The organism is Clostridium hydrogenum (assembly GCF_021432385.1).
Classification (GTDB): Bacteria; Bacillota; Clostridia; order Clostridiales; family Clostridiaceae; genus Clostridium_S; species Clostridium_S hydrogenum.
Genome location: NZ_JAEACT010000004.1, coordinates 714437 through 733398 on the forward strand (window position 1 = coordinate 714437; position 18962 = coordinate 733398).

The 18962-nt window shown below is 30.6% G+C and carries 15 protein-coding genes and 3 pseudogenes; 4 read left to right on the top strand and 14 right to left on the bottom strand.

The features are described from left to right. Positions 1-102 precede the first annotated feature (102 nt). Positions 103-918, top strand: a complete 816-nt coding sequence (locus CUEA01_RS21540) for a MerR family transcriptional regulator (RefSeq protein WP_234124165.1) — start codon at positions 103-105, stop codon at positions 916-918. Between the two features lie 325 nt (positions 919-1243). On the opposite strand, the gene CUEA01_RS21545 is transcribed toward CUEA01_RS21540, so the two are convergent. The 3 genes and pseudogenes from CUEA01_RS21545 to CUEA01_RS21555 all read right to left on the bottom strand — a co-directional run bounded on the left by CUEA01_RS21545 (position 1244) and on the right by CUEA01_RS21555 (position 4048). Further along, complete coding sequence (locus CUEA01_RS21545) at positions 1244-2803, bottom strand: AAA family ATPase (protein WP_234124168.1); 1560 nt, start codon at positions 2801-2803, stop codon at positions 1244-1246. 126 nt (positions 2804-2929) lie between these two features. After that, positions 2930-3205 (bottom strand): annotated as a pseudogene (locus CUEA01_RS21550) (radical SAM protein); the annotation flags it as partial. 9 nt (positions 3206-3214) lie between these two features. Then, positions 3215-4048, bottom strand: a complete 834-nt coding sequence (locus CUEA01_RS21555) for an AraC family transcriptional regulator (protein ID WP_234124170.1) — start codon at positions 4046-4048, stop codon at positions 3215-3217. Between the two features lie 133 nt (positions 4049-4181). Here CUEA01_RS21555 and CUEA01_RS21560 point away from each other — a divergent pair, with 133 nt between their 5' ends. After that, positions 4182-7085 carry a glycosyl hydrolase 115 family protein gene (locus CUEA01_RS21560; protein WP_234124173.1) on the top strand — a complete coding sequence of 968 codons (2904 nt, stop codon included), beginning with the start codon at positions 4182-4184 and terminating at the stop codon, positions 7083-7085. A gap of 179 nt (positions 7086-7264) precedes the next feature. On the opposite strand, the gene amrS is transcribed toward CUEA01_RS21560, so the two are convergent. The 6 genes from amrS to CUEA01_RS21590 all read right to left on the bottom strand — a co-directional run bounded on the left by amrS (position 7265) and on the right by CUEA01_RS21590 (position 12707). Further along, a complete protein-coding gene (gene amrS / locus CUEA01_RS21565; RefSeq protein ID WP_234124176.1) occupies positions 7265-8119 on the bottom strand; it encodes an AmmeMemoRadiSam system radical SAM enzyme in 855 nt (284 codons plus the stop codon). 4 nt (positions 8120-8123) lie between these two features. Further along, positions 8124-9533: an AmmeMemoRadiSam system protein A gene (gene amrA / locus CUEA01_RS21570; RefSeq protein WP_234124179.1), complete on the bottom strand. Its 1410-nt coding sequence runs from the start codon at positions 9531-9533 to the stop codon at positions 8124-8126. A 125-nt stretch (positions 9534-9658) separates the two neighbouring features. Beyond that, positions 9659-10342: a Crp/Fnr family transcriptional regulator gene (locus tag CUEA01_RS21575; RefSeq protein ID WP_234124181.1), complete on the bottom strand. Its 684-nt coding sequence runs from the start codon at positions 10340-10342 to the stop codon at positions 9659-9661. A 345-nt stretch (positions 10343-10687) separates the two neighbouring features. Further along, the gene (locus tag CUEA01_RS21580) at positions 10688-11326 is read right to left on the bottom strand and encodes a 4Fe-4S binding protein (RefSeq protein ID WP_234124182.1); all 639 of its coding nucleotides are present in this window, start codon (positions 11324-11326) and stop codon (positions 10688-10690) included. A 76-nt stretch (positions 11327-11402) separates the two neighbouring features. Then, positions 11403-11873 carry an acyl-CoA thioesterase gene (locus CUEA01_RS21585; RefSeq protein WP_234124184.1) on the bottom strand — a complete coding sequence of 157 codons (471 nt, stop codon included), beginning with the start codon at positions 11871-11873 and terminating at the stop codon, positions 11403-11405. Positions 11874-12149: 276 nt separating this feature from the next. Next, on the bottom strand, positions 12150-12707 hold the full coding sequence (locus CUEA01_RS21590; RefSeq protein WP_234124186.1) for a carboxymuconolactone decarboxylase family protein: 558 nt from the start codon (positions 12705-12707) through the stop codon (positions 12150-12152). Positions 12708-12960: 253 nt separating this feature from the next. Between CUEA01_RS21590 and CUEA01_RS21595 the strand changes: the two are divergent. Beyond that, positions 12961-14610, top strand: a pseudogene (locus CUEA01_RS21595) (CoA-disulfide reductase); the annotation flags it as partial. 35 nt (positions 14611-14645) lie between these two features. Beyond that, on the top strand, positions 14646-14984 hold the full coding sequence (locus CUEA01_RS21600; protein WP_234124188.1) for a rhodanese-like domain-containing protein: 339 nt from the start codon (positions 14646-14648) through the stop codon (positions 14982-14984). 556 nt (positions 14985-15540) lie between these two features. Here CUEA01_RS21600 and CUEA01_RS21605 read toward each other — a convergent pair. The 5 genes and pseudogenes from CUEA01_RS21605 to CUEA01_RS21625 all read right to left on the bottom strand — a co-directional run. Then, positions 15541-15930 (bottom strand): annotated as a pseudogene (locus CUEA01_RS21605) (permease); the annotation flags it as partial. Between the two features lie 69 nt (positions 15931-15999). After that, entirely contained in the window at positions 16000-16239 is a 240-nt protein-coding gene (locus CUEA01_RS21610) for an ATP-binding protein (RefSeq protein ID WP_234124190.1), read from the bottom strand. Between the two features lie 284 nt (positions 16240-16523). Next, on the bottom strand, positions 16524-16742 hold the full coding sequence (locus CUEA01_RS21615) for a cation transporter dimerization domain-containing protein (RefSeq protein ID WP_234124191.1): 219 nt from the start codon (positions 16740-16742) through the stop codon (positions 16524-16526). Further along, on the bottom strand, positions 16739-17443 hold the full coding sequence (locus tag CUEA01_RS21620) for a cation diffusion facilitator family transporter (protein ID WP_234124192.1): 705 nt from the start codon (positions 17441-17443) through the stop codon (positions 16739-16741). Before CUEA01_RS21620 ends, CUEA01_RS21615 begins: the two co-directional genes overlap by 4 nt. Positions 17444-17533: 90 nt before the next feature. Then, a complete protein-coding gene (locus tag CUEA01_RS21625; protein WP_234124193.1) occupies positions 17534-18922 on the bottom strand; it encodes an MFS transporter in 1389 nt (462 codons plus the stop codon). Positions 18923-18962 lie beyond the last annotated feature (40 nt).

Consider the following 18962-nt stretch of genomic DNA (forward strand, 5'->3'; position numbering starts at 1 on the left):
TTCTTTACAAAAGTAATATAAAAAAAAGTAGTTGACTCTCCTATAGCAGGAGGGTTTATTCTAATATTGTAATCCAAATATGTGCACATAGGAGAGATTTAAATGTTTAAAATAGGTGACTTTTCAAAGTTAAATAAAATATCAGTTAAAACTCTTAGATATTATGACGATTTAGGAATTTTAAAACCATATAAGATTGATGAGGAGAGTGGCTACAGATATTATTCTGCAAGTCAGCTTCCAAGACTAAATAGAATACTTGCATTAAAGGATTTAGGGCTTTCATTAAAAGAAATTGCAAATATACTCGACAATAAACTTTGCACAGATACTGTTTTATCTATGCTCTCAATCAAAGAAAAGGAAATAAAGCAAAATATAGAAAACGAAAAGGAAAAACTTTTAAAGCTTGAAAATTTAATAAATAAAATTAATGAGGAGGATTTAAACATGTTAAAATATGATGTTGTAATAAAAAAAATTGATCCTATAAAGGTAGCTTCCATAAGAAGCATTTTACCAAACTATGAATCTCAGCATAACATTTGGAGAGAACTTGGTGATTATTTAAAGGAAAACAATGTAAAACTAGCTCCACCTTGCTTAGTTATTTACTATGATCCAGGATTTAAAGAAAGCGATGTAGATGCTGAAATTGCTGAACATGTACTTGGAACTGCCCCTGACACTGACAGAATTAAATTTAAAGAACTTGCTTCTGCAAATGAAATGGCTTGTACTGTTCATAAGGGAGGCTATGAAGGCTTACCTTCTGCTTATGCTGCTCTTCAAAAGTGGATTGAAGACAACAATTACAAAATTGCCGGTCCTAACAGAGAATTGTATTTAGAAGGTGAATGGTCAAAAGATAGCGTAGATGAATATATAACTGAAATTCAAATTCCTGTGACAAAATAAAAAAAGTGCGAAGTAACAATGCTTCGTCGCATTAAAAAAATCCTATAAATCTTGGTGGCTATTTTAAAATAATGCTTACTTTGAGTTCAAGAAGGATAATGGGCAAAGCCCCAAATATGTGTATTACTAACAATGCCAAGATTTATTAGGATTTTTTTAAACCGTTCCTTCAGCATTGTCACTTCGCTCCCACGGTGGTACAAGGAAAAAATTCCTCCATACCTACGGAATTTTAGGTGTGAATGTTTGTAACTAATTAATTTTTTATATTATAGATACAAATACACAAAAGCAGCCAGTTAATACACCGACTGCTCCTTAAATACTAGATTTCTTCAATTTTACAATTATGTTCTTTTTCCTTTGAGTCATAACATATTGCCACTGCTAATATCTTCTTACCTTCATTTTCTTTTCTGAACTTTTCTACATATTCTTTTTTTCTTATTTGACTTATTGCTATCTCTGGAGTTTCATTCTTTTTAAGTTCAACTATAAAAGCAATATCATTCTTTCTCCTAGGGTGAAAAGCAAAATCTGCATAGCCTTTCCCTGTTTTCTCCTCACGTTCTACTCTATATGTATCTCTAGCTGAAAGATATGCTAAAGTTAATACACATGATAAGCTATTCTCATCATTATACTGAAGTATTGGTATTTCTGAGTTATGAATATCATGTAGTATCTCTTCCACAGTTTTTGTATCTCCATTAACTGTTGCCTTTAACATTCTCTTAGAATTTTCTATTATCTCAGAAACATATCCAAAAGATTTATCCCTTAAAGCCTTTTCAAATTCCTTCATAAGCTCTTTGTTAGGTATTTTTAAATATCCATCATAATAGGATAAAAAACCAAGTACTATCATAGCGGAATATATTTCTTCTTTAGTTCTCGGCACTCCTTGCCCGGCTCTAAATTCCTCATCTATTATAATATCAATTTCCTCACCTGATACCATTTCTATAACATCATCTCTAATTTCTAGAGTATTGTATTTAAGATACTCTGCTACTTCGTCCATAGCACCAGTATTAGTCCAATAACTTTCACAATAGTTATTTTGAAGTGCTTTTACTACTGATCTTGGATTATATACTTTAACTCCTTTTGCAGTTAAATAGCCATTATACCAACTTTCTAATTCCTTAAAACTAATATTTTTATTTTTATTACAAAGCATCTTAACTTCATCTTCCGTAAATCCAAAATACTCATCAAAGGTTCTATCTTTTAAAAATGTAAACTCATCAAACATATTAAGTGCCGAACCACTAGAATACTTCTTTATAGGAAGAACACCTGTCATATATACTAAAGCTACATAAGACTGATCCTTCAAAAGATTTCTCAAAAACTCCAAAAAATTATTTTGATTTTCTATAAAAAGATTGTTAGTAAAAATATAATCCCACTCATCAAATATAAATATAAACTTATCTTTTGTAGAAAATAACATATCACTTATAGTAAAATAGCTTTTAAATTCTAAATTAGGATACATACTCTTTATATCATCAATCAAAGCACTTTGTATTAAATCTATGTACCCTTCATAACTTTTATTTTTATCTGGTATCTTATTGAAATTTATACCTATAACATTATATTTATTTAAATGTTTCTCATAAGTATCCGATTTACTTATATTAAGCTTATTAAATATTTCTTTTGAATCTACCGCTTTAGAATAATAAGCTCCTATCATGTTAATAGCACTAGATTTACCAAATCTTCTTGGTCTAGTTACACATACATACTTATCAGAAGTTTCTATAACTTCACTTAACTTCTCAATAAGTAAAGATTTATCTACAAAATATTTGCTTCTGTACAGGTTTTTATAATTTTCTAAAGGCTTGCTAGTATTCAAATATATAGACATGAAATCACCCCAATTCCTTTATAATTATTTAACTTATTCTCATTTTAATTTTTAACTTATCTTAAATAATTATAACATTAAAGTAGATTGTTTTTATGAAAATTGAAATTTAATCAATTCACAGTTCACAATGGTTGTAATTTCAACATGAGTATTTCTTGCGGCTATTTCAATGTTTTTTAATACTGGCTGCAAGCTTCCACCGCATAAATCTTTATAGTAAGCTTTATTAAAGCTTTTTAAATCAATATTCATTGCATCCACATAAGGAAGAAGTTTTTTTAATGGTTCTTCACTTATATATCCATTAGTTACAATTACTACTGAAGCATTGGGATTTGTTTCCTTTAAAAGCTTTGATGCGTCATAAACATATTCGTACCAAATACTCGGTTCATTATATGCACTACATTAAATATGTTTACGAAAATAACCCGGTGTATATCCTGTTATTTTTTTAAATGTTCGAATAAAATTTGAGTAATCATTAAAACCTGCCATACTACACGTAGATGTGACAGTATTACCCTTCATTAATAACTCCTTTGACAAGGCAATTCGCTTCATAAGTACATATTGAAAAATACTACTGCCCGTTAGTTTTTTAAATAAGTGGCACATATAATAACGATCCATAAAATTAGCATTTGCTATATCATCTAATGAAAAGTTTTCTGATAAATGATTTTCTATATAATTCATAATAGGAACAAGTCGTTCATCACATACCGGCTCTACAATTTTATCCTGTGATTGCTGCCAAATATTTATAGAAACCATGAGATCAATCAAAGTTGTTTTCTTGAGCAAATCATCACCATAGTTCTGGGAAGAAGGAGCATTCAATCTTTCAAAATATGATTCATATTGTTTTTGCTTTATCGTATCTAAATGAATTAAATTCTGTATACCGATTGGATGATTATAAAAACAAGTAAGTAAATCTGTTTGATGAGTGCTATATTGCCTAGCATAGTTTGGATGTACATGTACAATTTTTCTATTAAAGTCAAAGCCAGTATGAGCAAGAGTTTTGTGAATTTCTAAATTAGACATCAAAAGTAAATCTCCTGCTTTTAGCACATAGCAAGATTGATTTACATAGATAGTCACAGAACCCTCTGAAAGATAATATATCTCACAACAATCGTGAATATGAAAATCCGTATTACGTGCAAAATTAGATTTTGTATTTTGACAATATACGGAGGAAGTTAAATTTTTAATATAGTTTACCTGCTGCATAAAATATCCTTTCAAATAAACAATATACGCAATATATAAAACAAAAATTGCAAGGAATATGCGTTAGCATAATTATAAAATAATATATGATAAACAACAAGTAAAATGCTATCTTATTATGAAAGGAGAACATATGAGTACATTTGAATTATTTAAAAATGGGATTGTTACTGAAATATTTGTAGAGGCAGCTGCTTTAAACGGTGTAAAACGTGTTGCAAATATTATGGCTGATGATATAGAACTTGTGACTGGTTTACGTCCTCAAATAAGAAATGAAATAACTAAGTGTAGCAGTGAAAATGTAATTATTATTGCAACCATAAATAACAGCAATCTATTAAGTACATGGAATAAAAATGGCAAAGTCAATTTATCTGATTTAAAAAATAAAAAAGAAGTATATCTAATGCAGAACATAGAAGAACCATTTCAAAATCATCCAACAGCTAAAAATGCATTAGTCATTTTAGGTAATGACAAACGTGGAACCATCTATGGAATGTTTCATTTATCTGAAATGTGCGGTGTATCGCCAATGATATTTTGGGGAGATGCAAAACCAAAGCCTCAAAAAGAAATTTTGATTTCCTTAAGTTCTAAAATACTTTCCAAAGAGCCATCTGTTAAATATCGTGGTTTCTTCATTAATGATGAATGGCCGGCCTTTGGCAGATGGTGTTTTGAAAAATATGGCGGAATAAATGCAAATGCCTACGAAAAAGTATTTGAATTATTGCTTCGTATGAAAGGAAATTATTTGTGGCCAGCTATGTGGAGGTCATCCTTTTGGGAAGATGGCCCAGGTCTAGAAAACGCAAGATTAGCAGATGAATATGGTGTTATCATGGGTACATCGCATCATGAACCTCTTTGTAGAGCTGGAGAGGAATGGCAGAAGCAATATCAAAAGTACAGTGATGATTCCTCTTGGAGCTTCATTAAAAATAGTGATGCTATCACTCAGTTTTGGAAAGATGGTCTTAAAAGAAGCAAAGACTTTGAAAATATCATTACGATTGGCATGCGTGGCGAAAACGATTCTAAGCTTTTGGGAGAAGATGCTACATTAAAAGACAATGTTGATGTACTTAAAAAGGCAATCATTACTCAGAATCAGCTAATAAAATCTTATATCAATAAAGATTTAAAAGAAGTCCCAAGAATGCTCGCGATTTATAAAGAAGTGGAAGATTTTTATTACGGTGATAACACCTTCGCTGGACTTCGTGGATGGTCAGAAATTGATGATGTCATATTATTACTAAGCGATGACAACTATGGAAATCTTCGTTCTATACCATCATTAACAGAAGCTCCTCACCCCGGAGGATATGGAATATATTATCACTTTGATTATCATGGTGCCCCAATCAGTTACGAATGGCTGAATTGTACAAACCTAGTTAAGGCTTGGGAGCAATTGACCATGGCATATGAACATGGAATACGTGACATATGGATTGTTAATGTTGGTGACATAAAAGGTAACGAGTACCCACTTAACTATTTTATGGATTTAGCATATGATTTTGAAAAATGGGGAACACAAATAACCAATAGTGCTGAACTATATACAGCGAAATGGATTGATACCCAGTTTGGATCTCTTATTACTTCAGAGCAAAAAGAAATAATTTCTGCTATTTTAAACGGCTATACAAAATGGAATGCAGCTAGAAAACCTGAATCATTAAATGAAGGTGTTTATCAAAATAATTATCATGAGTGTGAGCGAGTATTACAGGAAGCAAATGCTTTAATCAAAAAAGCAGACCACTTACGTAAGCAAATGCCAGATATGTGTCTACCCGCATATGACAGTATGATTTATTATCCAGCAGTTGCATCATTAAACCTGCTGCTGATGAACATTGAAGCTGGTTTTAATCATGTATTAGCGGAGCGAGGAAGTATAGTAGCAAATCAATATATTCAAAGCATTAAAACAAGAATACTATCTGAACAAAAATATGTCGAAAAATTCCACTCCCTGTTTAATGGAAAATGGAATCATATGCTTGAATCTGCTCATAATGGTTTTCAGACATGGGATGACAATAACTGGACATATCCAACGATTGAAGAGGTAATGCCTATTCCAACTTCAAAGATTATTGTCAGCTTTCGTGGAGACAATGCCTATAATCTAGGACTACATTGGCAGGACAAAGAACCTATTTGTAACAATGAATTTACTCGTCCTGATATTAATGAAATTATACTTGATATTGATAGCCGCGGAAATGTGGACTTCTGCTATGATATTCAATGTAAAAAGCCTTGGTTATCCTTTTCGCACACGCATGGTCAAGCCAATGTAGGCGAAGCTGGTAGAACTAGCATAATGATTTCATGTGACCGTACACATTTATCTGGTGAGGAGTATGTAGAAATTGTAATTCTATTTAATTTTGCTAATGGAGATAAAAAGCGTGCAAAAGTAGCAGTAAAAGCCGGAAATCCTAATGTAGAACAATACCCTGGTGCATTTTTGGAGTGTCAGGACTATATTTGCATAGAAGCAGAGCATTTTGAATCTAAAACTGATATAGACGAAAAAGGATGGAAAGTCATACAGCACCTAGGAAGAAATGGTTCTGCTATAAAAGCCTTTCCTGTTAATACTAATTGGCTTTTAAAGAAAGAAAAACCTTTTGTACAATACTCCTTTATATCAAGGCAAGAAGGCCAATATATATTATCCTTTTACTTTTCTCCAAGAAATCCTATGCAAAAAGGAGATAAAATAAAGTGTTGTTATTCATTAAATGATAATGAACAACAAATATTGGATGTTATATCGGATGATTATTATGCTGAGTGGTATAACAAAGAATGGAATTATGGTGTTATGAATAATTCGCGCATAGTTAATACAACTGTGCATTTAAATAAGGGTAAAAATAAAATTCGATTTTATGTAACAGAGCCAAACGTTATATTAGAACAAATCGTGCTTTACCCTAAGAGCAAAGAGCTTTCTAAGTTACAACTCGCTCCGAAGGAAAGCTATCAAATTCCTGTGACAAAATAGTTATAAACTATATAAAGCTTGGTAATATCATTCATAGTTTTGTGTAAACTTTTGTACATAAAACTATGAATTTCCTTCAAGAACCTTCCATGCGTTTGTTGATACAAAAAATGTAATACTAATATCATCATTTTGGTTTTCTACAAAAAGATTATTATATTAGTCAACAAAAAAATTTTTCATATATTTCCAAGACTCACCTTATTAAGATACTTTTTAGCAACCTCTTCTGCTTTTTTCATAAATTCTATATTTGTAGGCTCATTTTCAAGTTTGTATCTAGGAAAATACCTTGAAAGATGCAGCGGAATATCTAAACTTATGCTGCTTAAAAATTTTGCAATTTCTTCTACCTCTTCTAAGCTGTCATTTTCTCCGCTAACTAATAGCGTTGTAATTTCAACATGAGTATTTCTTGCGGCTATTTCAATGTTTTTTAATACTGACTGCAAGCTTCCACCACATAAATCCTTATAGTAATCCTTATTAAAACTTTTTAAATCGATATTCATTGCATCCACATAAGGAAGAAGTTTTTTTAATGGTTCTTCACTTATATATCCATTAGTTACAACTACTACTGAAGCATTGGGATTTGTTTCCTTTAAAAGCTTTGATGCGTCATAAACATATTCATACCAAATACTCGGTTCATTATATGTAAAGGCTATGCCAATATTATCTTTCATTGTAAGTGCAGTGTGCACTAAATCTTCCTTAGATACAAATTGACTTTTAGCTTTAAATTGAGAAATGCTGTAATTTTGGCAAAAACCGCAGGTAAAATTACAGCCAAAGCTTCCTACAGAAAAAATATGAGTATGAGGCTTAAAATAATAAAGTGGTTTCTTTTCTATAGGATCTAAAGCAGCTGATGTAACTTCTCCATAATTTATAGTAAAAAGCTTTCCATCCTCATGAGTTCTAACATTACACTTTCCAAAATGACCATTTTCAATAACACAATTATGCGGGCATAAAAAGCAGTGAATTTTATCTTTAAGCTTTTCATAAAACATAGCTTCTGTTTTCACGTTATCACACTTCTTCCTTATGCCTAATTACTTTAAACTTTTCTATGGTATAGTCTTCCAAATGATCTATGCCAGCTTTATCTAAGGCTATATTTATCTGCTCCTCTACTGTATTTACGCCGTCTAAATCTGGAAGCAAAAGTCCCGTTTTGCCTTTATATCTCACAATTACACCGTACTCTTTTGGATTTAATTCTTCTTTTGAAGCAGGTTCAGGTTCTGTTAAAACATCTACTGAAAAAGTTATGTCCATTAACTCATCATTTTCTACCTCATAAAATCTAGGATCATGTACCCCGGCCTCAATAGCATTGCGCGCAATTTCTTCCGCAGTACTTTCCGTTATAGGTAATATAGTTCCAATGCAGCCCCTAAGTTCTCCATGCTTCTTTAAAGATACAAACACTCCTCTTTTAGTGTTTTTCATTTCATCTGTCACATAAGCTGGCAACTCATTAATTCTTTTGCCACTTTTTAAATATGTAGTGAGACTTTCCCTAGCAAGTCTTACATAAGGATCCGTCTGATTTTTCCTCTTTTCATATGCTTCTGTGCGAATTGACTGTAGTTCTCCTAGTCTAGAAACATCCTCGGAAAGAACATTAAATTTCATAACCCCATAGCCTACTCCAAAAGTCCATTCATAGCTTAAAAGTTCTCCCTTAAATTTCTTTTTTTCTAGCGCCCCAAGCAAAATAGCTGCCGAACGTCTTCCACACTCTCCCGCATTGTCTATTGTTTTTTCATCAATGCTAAATACTCTTCCTACATCACCTTTTTGCAAGGCATCAAGGAATTCTGTATCAAATTTTTCACCATAAGGACTATACTCATAAGGTCCATCCTCTTTTAACTTATGAGACAAATCTCCACTTGCTATAAAAACCGCATTTTCGTTTAGTTCGCGAGCTGCTTTATCAATTAAAATGCCAAACTTATATAACTCAATGTCACTTAAAGGAGCATAAGTAATATGTACAAGCTTATAATTCTCATAAAACTTATTTACAAAATACAATGGAACTATTGCTCCGTGATCTAGTTTAACAGAAGCATTGTACTTATTTAAAAGAGAATTTGTGGCCATTACACTTGATATCCCCTCTTTGTAGGCTAGCTCATATATTTTACTAGTAAGTTCTTTGTTAATTTCAAACTTCATAGAAACATTAGGGACTCCAAAATTTTTTAAATCCCCATGAATTTCGTCTTCATAACTAAGTGCAACCGCATCTTGAAACATAACGCCATGTGGAGTTACAAGTATAATTGTGCTAGGTGCCTTCTTTGCAATTTCCCTTCCAATTTCATCAAAACTTTCACCTGTCTTTGCAATCTTTTTTTCTTTTCCCTCACCTATTTCAGGCAATACAATAGGCGGATGTGGAAGTAAATAAAAACCTTGTAAACTCACAAAAATCACCCCTAATAAATTTTATCTAATTTAGTCTTACCTATTTTTATTAAAATATAGATATACAATTTCATCAATAATTTTTTAAGGCTATGTTTTAAATAAGTGTTGATTTTCGCACTTATTTAAAACATAGCCTTTTTTAATATCTCATTTAAATCTTTAAGTATAACTATTTTCCCTCGTTCTAATTTTATATATCCCATTTTTTCAATACCTTTTAATTTTCTGCTAACAACTTCCCTAGCTGAATCAATCTCAAAAGCTAATTGACTATGAGTTGCATAAACTACTTTGCTATTTTTGCTAATAAGTAACTTAATAAGTCTTGTTTCTAAAGCTTCATGAATTATTTCTTCTTTGTTTCCTATAATATTGTTAAACTTATTATATAAATCCTCATACATATGGAATAAAAATTCATTATCTTCAATGCAATACTTTTGCACTATGCTCGTTGGAATTACACATATTTTAGACTCTTGAATTGCCTTACCTACTATTTTTAGAGATTCTAAATTTGATAAGCAGCTTAAAGCTTCATGGCAAAATTCCCCTTGGCGTATATTATAAAGATTAGTTTCATCTCCGTTTTCATTAATTTTTTGTATCTTTATTGTTCCCTTTACTACAAATAAAACCCCAAGGCACGTTCCACCTGCTAATTTTACATACTCATCAAAATGTATAGTTTTAAAAACTGCTTCCGATTTTATTATCCCATTATTATTCATATCAATTTTCTCTAATACTGGATATTGTTTGTATAAAGCTTTTATATTGTTTGATATTTCATTATACTTGCTCATTTTCCCTCCTCAACTTAAATTAATGAGTTGAATACTAATTATTATTTCTTGGGGAATTTGAAATTATTGCGAACCAATTAAATCAGAGTACAAAGTACAGATGACAGAGTACAGTTAAGGTTGATTTACCTTTCTTACGTCAGGTAAATCTTAAACTTATATGTTGTTCAGCTACGCTGAACAACATTAATTCCACGATTGCGTAAGCAATCAAAAACTAAGTTTTAAGATTTTCTGTAGCAAAGCGGAAGAAAATCATCCTTAACTGTACTCTGTACTCTGTCATCTGTACTCTGAAAAAAGGTTAGTAATGTTTAAGAATTGTAACAAAATCTATATCCTCTCCTAGTATCCTATTGCTTTTTTAGGGCATGCACTTACACATTTTCCACATTGTATACAATCAGGATGGCTTAATAAATCACCCTTATATTCATATGGAACTATTCCAAGCGAACATTTTTTCTCACATAATTTACAAGAGACACAGCTAGATGATACTTTTAATACTTTTTTATTCTTTTTTAATTTTGATATAACGGATGCTATAGTTCCCATCGGACAAAAATTACACCAAGTTCTTTGATTATAGAATAAAGATAACACTATACCAATTAATGTTGTAACAACAATAATTCTATAAAATACCATTCCTATACCATAAAGATTTCCCCAGTTCTTCTTAATTCCAAGTGTAAACATAGTCATAGTGAATATTATAACTAAACTTCTAAAATAATAGGATTTTAAAAATTTAGGTACTTTTCTTTTATTACTAAATTTAGAAACTACATTATCATAAAAATTTCCCCTTGGGCATAAATTACCACACCAAAATCTACCCTTAAATATAGAAACAATTACGGGTGCCACCATACAGATAACAGCTGCTACTGCAAACCTTAAATCAATTAATCCTAACAATACAAATGCAATTAATAGTACAAACGAATACTTCTTCCACAACTTTAAAAATCCTTTCATAAATGTCCTCCATTTTGTTATATTTTATATTATTATAAATAGTTAGTATCTCTATTCATGTTTCATTTAAACTAACTTAATACTTTTTTAATTTGTGATTCTCATGTCTTTGTTTACCTTCCTCAAATGCATTTATTTCTTCAGGAGTATCTAAAATAAGTTCAGGTACTAAATTCGGTTTTCCCTTTTTATCTAAAGATACCATTGTAAAAAATGCTGATAAAGCTCTTTTTTTGCAATAATCGCTATCGCATTCTAAATCTTCAACTTCAACATTTACGGCTACCTCCATTGAAGATTTTCCCACAAATACAACTTGAGCAGTGCATGTAACTAAATCACCAACAAAAATTGGCAAGTGAAATTCTAATTCATCAACCCTAGCTGTAACAACATTAGATTTAGCATATTTTCTTGCTGCTGCATAGGCTGCCGAGTCCATTAACTTCATGATCTCTCCACCATGTATATTACCTGCAACATTTGCTTGATTAGGCATCATAACTTCACTTATAACTATTTTTGATTCTGACGAAGACTTTTTCATATGAGCTTTCCCTCCAATTTATTTGCTGTTATGAACTTATTATAAAATAATTGCTTAAATATTTAAGTGACTTAGTCACACTAAAGACAAACTACCTTGAAACTTGAAATTTATTTGTACCCAAATGCCGTCTTCTTGGTATTTTGGTGCACATAAATTTCAATAGTTGAAGCGGTTTATCTCTAGCATTTATTAAAAATAAAAAAAGTACAATGCAATTAATTTAAAATTAATCATTACATTGTACTAAAATTTCAAAATATATCTTTATTCATTTTATAATTCACATTTATCTGAAAAACCTTCCGGAGGAACTCCTAACCCATGAATTAATCTTGCCCAATAATTAACTTGAGCAATTGTGCTAGCTAATATTACAACCTCTCTCTCAGTAAAATTAGCTAGTAAGCTGTCCTTAACTTCCTTTTTTAATTTAATTGGCGTTGAACAAATAGCTTTCACATACTCTATAACTATTCTCTCTTTTTCAGAAAATGTAGTAACTTTGTCAATATCAACTCGTCCCGAAAGAGCATTCATTTCTTGTTTACTTATACCACTTTTCTCATAACCAAATGAATTCATGTCTATGCAAAAAGCGCAAGATACTGCAAGAGAAGCTTGAATCCTTACAATTTTTAGTACACGTTCATTTAAATCTTTCTTTCCATGTGCAACCAAGGCTTCTAAAACTCCCGAACTTATAGCTACTCTTGGATACCAAGCGAGCAATTTAGGGACAAGCAAGTCCTTTCCAGTAACTCTCCTTGAAATCATAATTCCAAACTTTAAAAAAAATGGTATTTTCTTAGGTGGCTTAATAAATGCATCCATACGCTTTCCTCCTATAGTATCTTTATAAGGTATATTATCATTTTATTAATATTATAGTTGTAATTAAACTTTGTCAATATTTAAATAATTGGCCACTTTCCATTTTATAACATCGTCTTTCATCAAAGCATTCTATCCTTCCAAAACCTTGTGCAAGTGTTATTACAATTAAATCTAATAAGTTTTGTTTTCTAAAAATATTTTTATGTAATTCAGAGAATACTAAAAACACAAAAGCAAAGGAGGAAATTTCATGAGTAAAAAAATATTAATTGTTGGTGGTGTTGCTGGAGGAGCATCTACAGCTGCAAGACTAAGAAGATTAGATGAAAATGCTGAAATAATAATGTTTGAACGCGATGAGTATATATCTTTTGCAAATTGCGGTTTACCTTATTACATAGGCGAAACAATTAAAGAAAGAGAAAATCTTTTAGTTCAAACACCAGAAAGTATGCTTGCTAGATTTAACATAGGTGTAAGAATTAACAGTGAAGTTATGAGTATTGATACCCATAAGAAGTCAGTTCAAATAAAAAGCAAAGACAAAGGAAGTTATGAAGAAAGCTATGACTACTTAGTATTATCTCCTGGAGCAAAAGCTATCAAACCTCCAATTGAAGGAATAGATAGTAAAAGAATCTTTACATTAAGAAATATGCAGGATACAGATAAAATAAAAACATTAATTGATAAAAACACTATATCAAATGCCGTTGTTATTGGTGGAGGTTATGTTGGCGTTGAAATGGCTGAAAATCTTAAAGAAAGAGGGCTACAGGTAACATTAGTTGAAGCTGCCCATCATATTCTAGCACCTTTTGATTCAGATATAGTTGTTATGGCTGAAAATGAACTTATAAAGAATGATATAAAATTAATATTAAATGATGGAGTTAAAGCTTTTAAAGACACTGAAAGTAGCATTGAAATCACTTTAAGCAGTGATAATAAGCTTACTGCTGATTTAGTTATATTAGCTATTGGTGTAACCCCCGATACTAATTTTCTAAAAAGCAGCGGAATAAATTTAGGAATTAAAGGTCATATATTAGTTGACGATAAAATGCAAACAAATATAAAAAATATATATGCTGTTGGAGATGCCATTGAAGTAGTTGATTTTGTTAATAAAAAAGCAACGGCTATTCCATTAGCTGGACCAGCAAATAAACAAGGTAGAATAGCTGCCGATAATATAGCCGAATTAAATTCAACTTATAAAGGTACTCAAGGCACTGCAATAATTAAAATTTTTAGTTTAACAGCTGCAAGTACAGGAAATAATGAGCGAACCTTGAAAAGGCTTAATATACCTTATAAAGTTATTTATATACATCCATTATCACATGCTTCCTATTATCCTGGTGCCCTTCCACTAACCTTAAAACTTATATTTAATAATGAAGGCAAAATTTTAGGTGCTCAAGCTATAGGCTATAATGGAGTTGACAAGCGAATTGATGTTATAGCTACAGTAATGCGACTTGACGGTACAATATACGATTTAGAAGAACTTGAATTATGCTATGCACCACCATTTTCCTCTGCAAAAGATCCAGTAAATATGGCTGGTTTTGTAGCTGAAAATGTTCTTTCTGGAAGAATGGATTCTATTACTCCAGAGGATTATTTCAATTACAATAAAGAAAACACCGTTCTTTTGGATGTACGTTCAAAAACAGAATTTAATAATGGTCATATTGAAGGTGCTGAAAATATCCCTGTAGATGAACTAAGAAGAAATCTTAATAAATTAGATAAAAATAAAGAAATACTTGAATATTGTCAAGTTGGACTAAGAGGCTATATTGCTTCAAGAATACTTTCTCAAAATGGATTTAAAGTTAAAAACATGACTGGTGGATATAAAAATGCATCACTTTTAAGCTTTATTCCTAAAAGCAAATAAAAAATAAATATACTTGGAGGTAACATATGAATATATTTAATTTGTTCACACCAAAATCTAATAATAAAATAAATGATGAGAAATTAAAAGAAATGCTTGAAAGCTCAACTCCCCCTATTTTATTTGATGTTAGAACACCTGAAGAATACTCTACTGGGCATATACCAAAAAGCAAAAATGTTCCTGTCCAAAATTTTGAGAATTCTATTAAAAAAATGAACTTAAAAACGGATTCTCCAATAGTAGTATATTGTCAAAGTGGTATGAGGTCTTCCAAGGCCTATGGAATACTACATCAACTAGGATTTAAAGAAGTGTATAACCTTGGTGGAATTGGCAATTGGCACTATGATTTAAAACGTTAAACTAAGGTGTAGTGCCAAACCAAATAACATGGGACAGGTGCATTAAAAATAATGTGGTATACGAGTATCTTGAAATCTTAAATAAAATTAATAAAACTAAGTGGCAAATTTTCCGAAAACTTAAGAACTTTCAATAACTCGCTGAGAAGCTGCTCAAACAATTGAAAGTTCTAAAGTTATCAAAAAATTTCCCACTAAGTTTTATACAATTTTATTTAAAATATTTCTTCGACACTCGTATGCCACATCATTTTTTTAATGCACCTGTCCCATGTTATTTTGGTATCTGCACTACACCTTTATTTCTGTACAATGCTTAAATAAATTGATTTTACATTATTCCAAGTAAAGAGTAGAAAACGGAGAGTTAAGGATAATTTTTCTCCACTAACGCTACGAAAAACCTTAAAACTTAATGACAACGCAATTGCGTTGTAAATAGCATTCAGCGAATCAAAATGTAAATTATCATTCACTCTACTCTTCTTTTAGTTCGTCTAATAAAAACATTAGTTTAAAACAGATATAAATGAAAAAATCTTAAGTCCAAACATGATTAAGATAATATAAAATTAAATAAATATCCAGTAAATATAATTCCTAATCCTACAACAACATAAAATACTGCTAACAATTTAGGTTTTAGAACTCTCCTTAAAAGAATCCCTTCTGGTAAACTTAAACCTGTAACTGCCATCATAAATGCAAGAGAAGTTCCCATTGAAACACCTGCTCTTGTAAGCTCACTAACCAATGGTATTACACCAGCTGCATTAGAATACAACGGAATTCCTATTATTACAGCTACAAATACAGCAAAAGGATTATTTTTTCCTGCATACTTGGCTAAAGCACCTGCTGGAATCCATCCATGTATAACACCTCCTATGGCAATACCTATTATTACATATAGGGGTAGCGCCAACATTTCCGACAAAACCCACGCTAAGACAAAAATGGATGAAAAATTAAATTTACACCCACTTTAAGACATATATTAACATTAAAATTTCATTTAACTATTACAACAACCACAGGCACAATTATCAGTTTGTCCATTATCACCAACATATTGAATAGCTCCAGAAGGACATAATGATTGGCAGCCTTTACAGCCTTGAACACAACCTTCTGGAAAAACTACAATTGGTCTATTTTCCTCCTTTTTATAAACTCCATGTTTACACTTGTTAAAACAAGCTCCGCATTCTTTACAAAGTTCATAATGGATTACTGGATACCATGTTTTTGACATATATTTAATCCTCCCTAAAATAGTTATTTATAAAGTGATAGAAATCACTTTATAGCTCTCTTATTTTTTATAGATTTTCTGAATTATTATAAATCTTTTTTATCTCATCCTTAGAAACAAATGCTGATAATATATAAGCATTTATTATGATCCCTGGAATATAAATTAATAATCTTGTTTATGCAAATATCTTTCCAAGTACTGATATTTCAAATAGTAACATTGGAATTTTAGTAGTAAACCAAGCCCATATAAACACTAGAATCTTATCAATTTTTACCACTTTATTCATTCTTTACTATTTCAGTATTATTACAGCCGTTATATTCAAACTGAATTGTAATATGCTTAATATCAAAATGCTCTTTCAATTCATGTTTTATATTTTCATAGATTTTTACCGTTTCGCTTATTAATATATCTTGTTTTAAGTTAACATGGGCTTCAAAGAATATATTACTTTCATTTAATCCCCATATATGTACATGATGAATGTTTTTCACGCCTTCATTTCTTCAAGTTCTTCAATAATTTCATTTATATTTATGTTTTCTGGAACTCCTTGCATCAAAATATTAATTGCTTGTTTTAGTATTTCATAACTTTCTTTAAGCACATATATTCCTATAATTATAGTAAGAAGTGGGTCAATCCAGTAAATATTAAAATAATAAATAATTATTCCGCCTATAACTACCCCTACTGAAGATAATGCATCACTTATAAGGTGAAGATATGTAGATTTCATATTTATATCTTCCTTTGAACCTTTACTAAGTAAATATGCTCCTAAAGCATTTGCAATAAGGCCTATTAATGCCACCCATATAACTATTACACCATTTATTTTTTCTGGATTTATAAATTTAAAATATGCCTCTTTAAAAAGAAATAACGATATAACAATTAAAACTGTAGAATTAACTACTGCCGCAATTATTGTAGAACGTTTATAACCAAAAGTTCTTTTTTCATCATTGCTTTTTTGTGATATTTTAATTGCAAAATAACTTACAACTATAGATAGCATATCACTTAAATTATGAAGTGCATCAGACAGTAAAGATAAACTTCCTGAATATAGTCCTCCTATAACTTCTGCCACTGTTATAGCAAGATTCAGGAGCATTGTTATAAGCAGATTAATTCCTTTTACGTTGCTTACATCATGTGTATGACTATGTTCATGATTATGATTTGACATAATTTTTGTTCCTCCTATTCATAGTAAAAATCAAATTTAATTAAAAGGTATAATTTCATATCTATAATTTGTTATATCATATATACCTTTTTACTTTTTATTATTTCTGATAGCCGATATTGAAGCTCCAATGAAACTTAAAACCGCTGCTATATAATAAACATTTCTTGTACTTTGTAAAAATCTTATGTTATAGTCTGTTGTTTCTTTACCTAAAAATGCTGTAAATAATGCTACTGAGAAAGCTATTCCTATAACCATCCCCAAATTTTTAACAAGCTGAGTTATTCCATTTGCAGCTCCAAGCTTATTTTTAGGAACGCTGCCCATTATACAACTATTGTTAGGCGATTGGAATAAACCTAAAGATAACCCCATTAAGAACATATAAAATAACACTAAATATATAGGAGTGTTTATACTTATATTAGCAAGCAATATAAGCGCTATTCCATTTATCATCAAACCAGTTGATGTTAAAACCACTGCTCCAATTTTATCAGACAATGCTCCACTAAAAGGTGATATGATTGCCATTGCAATCGGAAATGCCATCATATATAAACCAGACTGTTGTGTGCTTATTCCTAAAACTTTCTGATAATAAAAAGGCATTAACACTGTAGGTGAATACATAGTTAAAAAAGATATTAACGAAGCAATTATAGATGATGTAAATACCCAATCACTAAATAAACTTAAATGTACTACTGGATGACTAACCTTCTTTTCCCAAAATATAAAAATTATAAATGCAATTAAAAATACTAGTAAACTACTATATATGATTGGATTACTTATCCCCATTTTATTTATATTTGAAAAACCATAAATAAAGGATACAATAGTAATTATTAATAATGAAGAACCTAAATAATCGAATTTAAAATCTTTATTCTTTTCTTTATTATCAGCAGGAATTGTATGATATGATGCAATAAATCCTATAATAGAAACCACAAATGTTAAATAGAAAACACTTCTCCACCCTAATAAACCTATTATTATCCCCCCCAATGGTGGACCTGCAATACTTCCAATTGCCATAACAGTAGCAAGAACTCCTATATTTTTTCCTCTTTCAGATGAAGGATAATTTTCAGTTACTATGGCAAGTCCATTTGCCATAACCATTGCTCCACCAACAGCTTGTAATACTCTCATAATAATAAGCATATAAAAACTTGTAGAAAATCCACATAATAACGTAAAAATAGATATTACAAAAAAGCCCATATTATAAATTTTTCTTCTGCCAAAATTATCTGCTAAAGTTCCTAAAATGGGTAATAGTGCTGACATTATAAGTAGATATATAGACGTTACCCATTGAACTGAATCAATGTCAACCTTTAATTGTTCTGAAATAACAGGTAATCCTACATTTACAACACCACTATCAAACATTGATAAGAATGCACCAATCATAACTGTATATAATATAAATCTAGACTTTGCATACTCCTTACTTTCACTCATTTCAAGTTCTCCTTTTTGCTACTAAAGTGCTTACAAATAA

What these genes read in the sequence shown, in the direction of transcription:
- CUEA01_RS21540 (WP_234124165.1), top strand. Translation starts at nt 103, where the DNA reads ATGTTTAAAATAGGTGACTTTTCAAAGTTAAATAAAATATCAGTTAAA.
- CUEA01_RS21545 (WP_234124168.1), bottom strand. Translation starts at nt 2,803, where the DNA reads ATGTCTATATATTTGAATACTAGCAAGCCTTTAGAAAATTATAAAAAC.
- CUEA01_RS21555 (WP_234124170.1), bottom strand. Translation starts at nt 4,048, where the DNA reads ATGCAGCAGGTAAACTATATTAAAAATTTAACTTCCTCCGTATATTGT.
- CUEA01_RS21560 (WP_234124173.1), top strand. Translation starts at nt 4,182, where the DNA reads ATGAGTACATTTGAATTATTTAAAAATGGGATTGTTACTGAAATATTT.
- CUEA01_RS21575 (WP_234124181.1), bottom strand. Translation starts at nt 10,342, where the DNA reads ATGAGCAAGTATAATGAAATATCAAACAATATAAAAGCTTTATACAAA.
- CUEA01_RS21580 (WP_234124182.1), bottom strand. Translation starts at nt 11,326, where the DNA reads ATGAAAGGATTTTTAAAGTTGTGGAAGAAGTATTCGTTTGTACTATTA.
- CUEA01_RS21585 (WP_234124184.1), bottom strand. Translation starts at nt 11,873, where the DNA reads ATGAAAAAGTCTTCGTCAGAATCAAAAATAGTTATAAGTGAAGTTATG.
- CUEA01_RS21590 (WP_234124186.1), bottom strand. Translation starts at nt 12,707, where the DNA reads ATGGATGCATTTATTAAGCCACCTAAGAAAATACCATTTTTTTTAAAG.
- CUEA01_RS21600 (WP_234124188.1), top strand. Translation starts at nt 14,646, where the DNA reads ATGAATATATTTAATTTGTTCACACCAAAATCTAATAATAAAATAAAT.
- CUEA01_RS21610 (WP_234124190.1), bottom strand. Translation starts at nt 16,239, where the DNA reads ATGTCAAAAACATGGTATCCAGTAATCCATTATGAACTTTGTAAAGAA.
- CUEA01_RS21620 (WP_234124192.1), bottom strand. Translation starts at nt 17,443, where the DNA reads ATGTCAAATCATAATCATGAACATAGTCATACACATGATGTAAGCAAC.
- CUEA01_RS21625 (WP_234124193.1), bottom strand. Translation starts at nt 18,922, where the DNA reads ATGAGTGAAAGTAAGGAGTATGCAAAGTCTAGATTTATATTATATACA.